At 67.3% G+C, this 7,786-nt stretch carries 7 protein-coding genes; 2 read left to right on the top strand and 5 right to left on the bottom strand.

Annotation, left to right across the window (positions count from 1 at the left end; all coding sequences use genetic code 11):
* Nucleotides 1-234: 234 nt before the first annotated feature.
* The 5 genes from ACWDYJ_RS35375 to ACWDYJ_RS35355 form a co-directional block, all read right to left on the bottom strand.
* Nucleotides 235-972 (bottom strand): VOC family protein, encoded by a 738-nt coding sequence (locus ACWDYJ_RS35375; RefSeq protein WP_451569713.1) that lies wholly within the window; start codon nucleotides 970-972, stop codon nucleotides 235-237.
* A gap of 32 nt (nucleotides 973-1,004) precedes the next feature.
* Complete coding sequence (locus ACWDYJ_RS35370; protein WP_451569712.1) at nucleotides 1,005-1,919, bottom strand: IS982 family transposase; 915 nt, start codon at nucleotides 1,917-1,919, stop codon at nucleotides 1,005-1,007.
* A 185-nt stretch (nucleotides 1,920-2,104) separates the two neighbouring features.
* Nucleotides 2,105-3,040, bottom strand: coding sequence for an ornithine carbamoyltransferase (gene argF / locus ACWDYJ_RS35365; RefSeq protein WP_451569711.1), 936 nt, complete (start codon nucleotides 3,038-3,040; stop codon nucleotides 2,105-2,107).
* Nucleotides 3,037-3,828, bottom strand: coding sequence for a HalD/BesD family halogenase (locus tag ACWDYJ_RS35360; protein WP_451569710.1), 792 nt, complete (start codon nucleotides 3,826-3,828; stop codon nucleotides 3,037-3,039). Before ACWDYJ_RS35360 ends, argF begins: the two co-directional genes overlap by 4 nt.
* Nucleotides 3,821-4,918, bottom strand: a complete 1,098-nt coding sequence (locus ACWDYJ_RS35355) for a GNAT family N-acetyltransferase (RefSeq protein ID WP_451569709.1) — start codon at nucleotides 4,916-4,918, stop codon at nucleotides 3,821-3,823. The genes ACWDYJ_RS35360 and ACWDYJ_RS35355 overlap by 8 nt, the downstream gene beginning before the upstream one ends.
* 370 nt (nucleotides 4,919-5,288) lie before the next feature.
* Between ACWDYJ_RS35355 and ACWDYJ_RS35350 the strand changes: the two genes are divergently transcribed.
* Both ACWDYJ_RS35350 and ACWDYJ_RS35345 read left to right on the top strand, forming a co-directional pair.
* Nucleotides 5,289-6,173: a hypothetical protein gene (locus ACWDYJ_RS35350; RefSeq protein WP_451569708.1), complete on the top strand. Its 885-nt coding sequence runs from the start codon at nucleotides 5,289-5,291 to the stop codon at nucleotides 6,171-6,173.
* Nucleotides 6,174-6,735: 562 nt separating this feature from the next.
* Nucleotides 6,736-7,746 carry a hypothetical protein gene (locus tag ACWDYJ_RS35345; RefSeq protein WP_451569707.1) on the top strand — a complete coding sequence of 337 codons (1,011 nt, stop codon included), beginning with the start codon at nucleotides 6,736-6,738 and terminating at the stop codon, nucleotides 7,744-7,746.
* Nucleotides 7,747-7,786 lie beyond the last annotated feature (40 nt).

Below are 7,786 nucleotides of genomic sequence, written 5' to 3'. Positions count from 1 at the left end.
CCCTGGACGGCCCCCCGGGGGGCCGTCCAGGGTGGCCTAAGGCCAGCGCGTAGCGCCGCCGTAGGCGCCGAAGCCGTGCGGGCACCGCCGACGGCTACGGCCCGCTCGTGACCTTCTTGCCCCCAAGGACGCGCGCTGGCTCACCAGGGACGCCATCCCCGTCTCCGGCGGCATGGGCTGACGCCACGCGGTCTTCGCCGCTGCCCCGGAACCAGCCGGAGTCGTTGCTCAAGGTCAGCGAGGAGTGAGGAGGCAGAACTCGTTGCCTTCCGGGTCGGCCAGAACCGTCCAGGAGATTGCGGACTGATCAATATCAGGGTCGGTGGCGCCCAGGGCGCGCAGTCTGGCTGCCTCTGCGGCCAGGTCGTCACCGGGGTAGGGGCAGACGTCGAGGTGGACGCGGTTCCACACGCTCTTGGTACCGGGAGTGCGGAGGAACTCCAGGTAGGGCCCGACGCCTTTGGCGGAGCGCATGGTCGCATGATCGTCGGTGACCTCGTGCAGCGTCCAGTCCATCGCCTCGCCCCAGAACCGGGCCATCCCTCGTGGGTCGGTGCAGTCGACCACCACCGCGGCGATCGGCCCGGTGTCCTGGTAGATCGGGCGGGGCTCCAGGACGCAGAACTCGTTGCCTTCCGGGTCGGCCATGACCGTCCAGGGGACGTCGCCTTGCCCCACGTCGGCGAGCGTCGCGCCGAGATCCTTCAAGCGCGCGACCAACTCCGCTTGATGGGCAGTCGAGGTGGTGGCCAGATCAAGGTGCACGCGGTTCTTGACCGTTTTGGGTTCCGGGCGGGCGACGATGTCGATGCAGACGGCCACGGGGTCGGGGTAGGCGAAGCCCACGGGTTCGAGGTTTGTCACGCCGGGTCCCTCGCTGTCGACAACCCAACCGAGTGCCTCCGCCCAGAACCGGCCGAGCGCGGGGTCGTCCTGGGCCTTCATGTTGATCTGCACGAGTCGTGTTGCCATGCCGCAGATCCTAGATGATTGATTCCAAGGGGTCAGTGGTCGTAGGCGGTCAGTGATCGGATGACGGGTCCGCCGGTCTTGTGGTTGTGCCAGATCGCGGCGGTCAGGGCGAGGATTCGTTGCAGGACGCGGATGGTGACACCGGTGGGTGTGCGGCCGCCGTGCCGTTCGAGGTCGAGCTGGCCTTTCAGGGTTTGGTTGACCGATTCGATCAGCTGTCGCGGCGGCTTGAACAGCTCGGCTCCGGCCCGCTCGGGTTCGCCCTTGCGGGCCGGCCGCAGCAGCCGGACTCCCAGGTCGGTCAGATCACGTTCGAAGTCGCGGCCGTAGTAGTTCTTGTCCGCGAGCAGAGTCGGCCTGCGCCTGTCGGCGAGCAGGCCGGGCTCGACGTGGAAGACATCCAGCAGTACCTCGCGTTCGACGGCCTTCGCGCCGGTCAACGCGAACGCGACGGGCAGGCCGTGCAGGGTGCAGACCAGATGCAGGCGCAGGCCCCAAAAGAACCGCGAGTGGCTGGCGCAGTAGCCGTACTCGGCCCATCCGGCCAGGTCAGAGCGTTTCGCTGTCTCGCGGGAGCGTCCGCACTCCACTGGCGTGGAGTCCACGATCCACACGTCGTCCGTCCACAGGAGGGTGTCGGTGGCCAGTTCCCGCAAGACTGCTTTGACCAGGCCGGCGGACCGTCGCAGACGCTTGTTCCAGCCCGGCTGCTGGGGCAGGTACGGGATGAGGTATCGCAGGTGGGCGTGGGCATGGCGTAGCCAGCGGGCTTCGGAGACGAAGCCCAGCAGGGCCTGCATCACGGCCAGGGTGACCAGCTCCGCGTCGCTGAGCTTCGGCTCCAGGCCCACCCGCGGCCGCCGCGGAGCGAGATGCGGCGAAGCGTTCAAAAGGTCATCGACCCGCACGTACAGTGCAGTTGCGAGGGTGTCTATCTCGGTCGTCACAAAACTGAGAGTGGGCACCCTCGCGTCCGTATAGCTACCCCTTGGAATCAATCATCTAGTGGAAGGAAGGGAGCGCACCGCCGCCTCCAGCCCCCAAGCCGGGCCGTCCGCATGCCCAACGCGATGCCCGGCCGACGACTCGAGGTCGCGAGCTCTGGCGCGGCCGCCGTGCCGGCCTGGGCGCTCTATCTGTTTCCGGTTTCCATGAGGAGTGTGTGCAGGACGGCCTGCGCAGTGGGCAAGCGGTTGGCGGCCTGTCGCCAGACCAGTGACTGCGGGCCGTCCAGCACATCGGAGGTGATCTCTTCGCCGCGTACTGCCGGCAGGCAGTGCAGGACCACGGCCTCCGGGTCGGCGTGGCCGAGGAGTTCACCGTCGACGCGGTAGGAGGCGAAGGCGTGTGCGCGTTGGGCTCGTTCGTGCGGTTTGTCCATGGGGATCCAGACCTCCGCGTAGACGGCGTGCGCGGCACGGACCGCCGCATGGGGCTCGGGCGTGAGAGTGACCGATCCGCCGGTCTGTTCCATGGTGCGTCGAGCGGCGGCGAGGATTTCCGGATCGACTTCGTAGCCAGGAGGGCTGGCGATGGTCAGATGGATCCCTGCTCCCGCGCACGCCTCCAGGAATGAGTTGCACGTGTTGCTTTGGCCGTCGCCGATGAAAGCGGCCCGCAGGCCGGCCAGGGTTCCGAAATGCTCCGCGAGAGCGAGCAGGTCGGCGAGGGACTGGCAGGGGTGGTGGTCGTTGGAGAGAGTGTTGACGACGGGCACCGTGGCGATGGCTGCCATCTGCTCGACCGTGCTGTGCGCGAAGGTACGCAGGGCGATGGCATCGAGGTACGACGACAGCACTCGGGCGGTGTCCGGCCACGACTCGCCGTGTCCGAGTTGCATTTCCTGCCTGGTGAGCATGACTGCTGTCATACCGAGCCGTTGGGCCGCTACCGACAGGGAGACGCGGGTGCGGGTGGAGGGCTTCTCGAAAATGCAGCCCACCGCCGCGCCGCGCAGACTGTCCAGCCACCCCGACGGCTCCTTCTTCATCTGCGCGGCGAGGTCCAGGGCGGCGGCCAAGGCGGCGGGGTCGAAGTCGCTGACGCGCAGCAGGTGGCTCGGGGTCACTGGTCGCGGCCGAAGTAGAGGCGACGGGTGTACTCGTTCAGGCGGAGCCCCGGGGCGGTGTTGTAGGAGAGGGTGGCGCTGATGCGCGGGTCCGGTCCGCGGACGGGGGTGACGCGGTGCATGGAGACCCGTCCAGCGTGCAGGACGAGGGTGCCGGGCACGGTGGGCAGGTCCCGGGCGACGGCGTGCCGGCGGCCGGCGGCGATCTCCCGCAGCAGTGTGTGGTCCTGCGCCAGCTCGCTACGCGACCGGGCTACGTACTGCAGGACGCCGCCCGCCTGCGGGGCGTGAATGTGCAGGACCACGGTGTACTCCGAGACGTCGAAGTGCCAGTCCTGCTCGTCGCCGTCGTGGTGGACGTGAACAGTCATGGCGCCGAGCGGGTCGGCCGAGCGGTGCACGGGCGCACCGACGACCGCCTCGATGAACCGGGTCAGCGGTTCCCAGCCGTACAGCGCCCTGAGCGGCGAAGCGGAGTCGATGCGGTCGAAGGCGACGGTGGTCTTGGTGTAGGCGCGGCCGGAATCGGCGCTGCCGTCGGCGGTGGGCTCGGTGCCCAGGTAGATGTCGTTCGATCCGCTGAACCGGAATCCCTGCCGGCCGGCGGCGGCGAGGCTCTGCTCGGTGATCCGCCGGATCGCCGCAGGCCGCAGGAAGCCGTCGAGGACGACGAGACTGGTGTCATCGAATGTCTTGCGGGCGGCCTCGACCACGGACCAGCCCACACCGCGGTCCAGTTCGTGGACCGGGTAGCTGTCCAGATCGATCAGAGCCTCCACCTCACGCATACACGCTGCTCCCGAACTGAGTACGAGTGTCGGGCCTGCTCCGGCCACCCAAGCGGCGCAATGCCATCCCGGACAGGTGCCACCACCGGCGCACAGGGGCAAGCTCAGGCGCACCAACGAACGGCGACACCGCCGAGCCGACGCCACCCAACCACATGGGCGCCCCGAGCATCCCCCGTGTGCAGGCAGCTAGTGCGGCGGGGAGACCAAAGACCGCCTGGAATTCGTGGGCGCGCTGCGTGGAGACCAGGGCCCAGGCACCGCTTCGGTGAAGACGGATATGGGTGGTGTAGTGCTGGGTCTCGGCGGGGGTGAGGACCTTCATGTCGCCGAAGACGTAGAACAGCGGGGTGGGGTCGTGGGTCGCGGTGAACAGGAGGCCGGCGGTCAGCGTGGCCGTGCTGATCGCGTAGCGGTCGCTATGGGTACTGGGCATGCGGTCCTTGGCGTCGATGGTGACCAGTTCGGGTCCGCGGGCGGCGATGAGGTCGGGGAACTGACGGAGCGCGGAGCGAGCGCTTTGACGGGCGCTGTGTGGCGCGAGCAGGGTGTCAGTGGTCAGGGCATGCTGGGGTGTCGTGGGTCCAGATGTGCAGGATGAAAGCCCCGCCTTTCCCTTCGACTCGTTCTGGCTCGTCGTTGGTGAGGCGGAACTCAGGTCGCGTGCGACAGCGATGCTGGGGGCGTTGTCAGCCTCGATTTCCAGCAGAACGCGGGGCAGTTCCAAAATCTGGTGGGCGTAGTCGGTCACGAGCTGCGCGGCACGCAGGGCCAGGCGTTGTCCGCGGTGGGCGGTTCCGACGGCATAGCCCATGGTGCCTCGGGAGAGGTTGAGCAGTACTTCGCCGAGGGGTTTAAGGCCGTCGGTCGTGATGGCGAGGTGGAGTCGTTGTCCCTCGGCGCGGGTGCGGTGGATCATCTCCAGATAATCGCGTGCCGCCCTCGTGTCGAAGGGCGAGGAGAGCGGGGTGCGGTCAGCGATATCGGGCTCGTCGAACAGCTCGACCATGGCTGGCAGGTCCGCGTTCCCCCACTCCCGCAGTATGAAACCGTGGCCGGCCAGCAGCACAGGCGAGACGGGCAGCGGCATGGAATCCTCCAGGTGATCGGAGCCGGGGCGTTGATGCCGGGGCCAGGGCGATGCCGCCCGTGCGGCCGCGGGTGCAGTTCGCCGGCCGGAGCACTGAAGACCGCCCCCGGTCGACAGGGCGCGCCGCCAGCTAGGTTCGAGCAGAAGCCCCCTCCGCATCCGTAGGTTGTGGCCCGGGAACGTTCGGGGGCGGGCAGAACCGTAACCATCCGGTTGAAATCGTGTTGGCCTTAGTGATCAGGCCGTCGACCCCCTGCTGGCGGCCGCCACAGGTCGCATGACCGTTGTCGGATGGAGCTGAATCCCTTTGCGCCGTATGCGCAGGACCCTCGTCGCAGCCGCGGTATGTGCAGGAGCGCTCGGAGCAGCGGTGTCGGCACCGGTCATGGCCGCCCCCGCGCCCGGCTACCAGCCTGCCGACTGGACGATCACCATCACCGACATCCGGATCTACAACATCCAGGGCGGCATCGACCCCAGCCCCCAGCAATGCGCCGAGATGTACGGGCACGTCACCCTCAAAAGGTCCGGGCGTGACCAGCAAGTATGGAAGAGGGACAAGTCCAACCAGCAAGAAGTCTGCGAGAAGGCCCAGCCGCTGAACGAGGGCGCCTCCTCGGCCGGGATCGCACCGAGCAGTGCCGTCGAACGCACCGACACCTTCGCCACCGGGTACCAGGGGAAGGACGCCCCCTGGGTGCTGGATGTGCAGCTGCGCGACGTTGACGACCTCAGCGCGGATGACGACGTGGCCACCGGGGCGAAGAAGATCTGGCCACACGACGGCGGCACCCGGGGCACCTTCAACTTCTACTATCCCGACGGCACCGTCAAGGCGGCCATCGGCTACGACATCGAGCGGGAGACCTGCGGCCGGACCGCGAACGACTACGCGGGCAGCACCTACACCAAGAAGAAGAGCGACCAGAGGGAGTCAACATCCACCGTGGTTTTTAACGCGGACGGGACGCTTACCTTCACCGTTCAGGGATCGCCCGCGATCAAGGGAACCTGGAAGGTGAAGACCACCGAGCTCCACCAGCGCGACTACCCGGTCAGCTGGACGTACACCGGCCGGGACGGCAAGGCCGAGTTCTACACATTCGGCAATCCGACCTGCACGGAGAACGGGGACCCGGGACACCGGCAGCTCAGCAACCGGCCCAGTAAGATCACTGGCGTGACCGGCCTCCTCGGAGAGAACGGCAAGCCCGGCATGAGCCTCGGTCAAGTGGAATTCACCCGCAACAACTGAACGGGCAGGCGGGGTATTGCCGTTAAGCGACGGGCTGATGGAGTGCCGCCGACAGCTGGGCCCTTCCGGGGTGTGGGTGCATCGGCCACCCTCAGACGGTCGGCTGGCCTCAACCCGGTGGGCGTCACCGCCACGTGGCGCACATCAGCGACTGCCAAGCCCACATCTCGCGGCGAGTTCCACCTCGGCCGAGACGCCGAAGCAATGCCGGGCCAGGGGCGGCGCCGTCGTCACCGGCTTGGCGAAGACGGAAAGCAAGCCCTGTACTGCCTCCTCAACGCCGGCCCGGCACTCTTCGACACCCCCAGCTCCTCACCCAGTGCGCCCGGCACCGCCACCCTGAAGCACAGGGTCGTGTCGCAGCCCGGCAGGAAGTGCTTCTCCACGGAACGAGAGAGGTGAATCAGCTCTGGCCGGAAGAGCGGGGTTTCGCCATCGGAATGCGGGCTGGGAAGGTGCTCGTGGCAGGAGATCCCTTTCGCCCGTGTGGGCTCAGGGTTTTCGACGGATGCGGGGAGAGAAGGCCGTGGTGCGTCCCTCAAGTGGCCTGGTCGTACTGCCCGTGCTGAACGAGATCGGCCGCCTGGCCGATCAGATGATGTACTACTTCTTCGGGAAACTCTACAGCGGGCAGCGGGGCATGACATTGGCCATCCCTGCGTGGGAGGGGCAGAGCTGGTTCGTGTTGTCGGGATCGGGTGCGTGCAGTCCCGACGTTGTCCTCGACTCGCTGCCCTCCGGCTTGCCGGCCGCTGTTCAGCGGGATACCGCCACTGCCTATCAGCGTGCGGACGTGCTCGCCCGCGGTGTGGGAGAGTGCTATCCGATCGACCGGACGGCGCTGGCAAAGCCGTATCCGGCGCCTCCCGCCGATCAGCTCAACCTCATCGGGTATTTCAAGTACCACACAGGCCATTACGCGCCCTTCGCGGAGCTGTTCGCACAGTTGTTCCAGTTCAGGCCCTCGGCGTTAGCCCGCCTCGAGGAGGCCAGGCAGCTGGCGGCCCCATGTGGACATCAGCTGGTCTGTGTCCATCTCAGATCCGAGGACTACGTGTGGGCGCAGATCCTGCCGGACACGCAGTTCAGGGTGGTGCCGTTGCGCTCGTACCTTGAGTGGCTCGATGGCCTGTGGGGCAACCTTTCCCGCCCGAGGCTGTTCGTCTCCACGACCGAACCCGCCCGGGCGAAGCAGGTCTTCGCCCGGTACAGCCCAATGACCTCAGCAGACATCCTCCTCCCCACAGGCCGGATCCACAGGGTGCTGCCGCCCACCCGGGAGAACCTGAAGTACCTCGACTTCTACATGCAGACCCGGGCCGACTTCCTGGCCATCGCCAACAGCGGATTCTCACGCACCGCCTCGATGCTCGCCGCGAACACGCGCACCTACCGCCCCGACTTCCAAGACCACGACCGAATGGTGTCCTTCGACCCCTGGAACGCGGAATTCGTACAAATCTGGCAGGCCAACCGCCGCCAACGGCTCCGCCACATCCTCGGCCAGCACGGCATGCGCGTGAGGTTCCCCCGACATGCGGAAGGTTGCCGTTCATGGCCTGATGGGCCGTGAGAAGGGAGCCTTGCGTAATGGCTGCACCGATGAAGTACCC

Source organism: Streptomyces sp. NPDC003042 (assembly GCF_053591315.1).
Note: the sequence above shows the minus strand (reverse complement) of the source record. Positions and strands in the feature narration are given on the sequence as shown.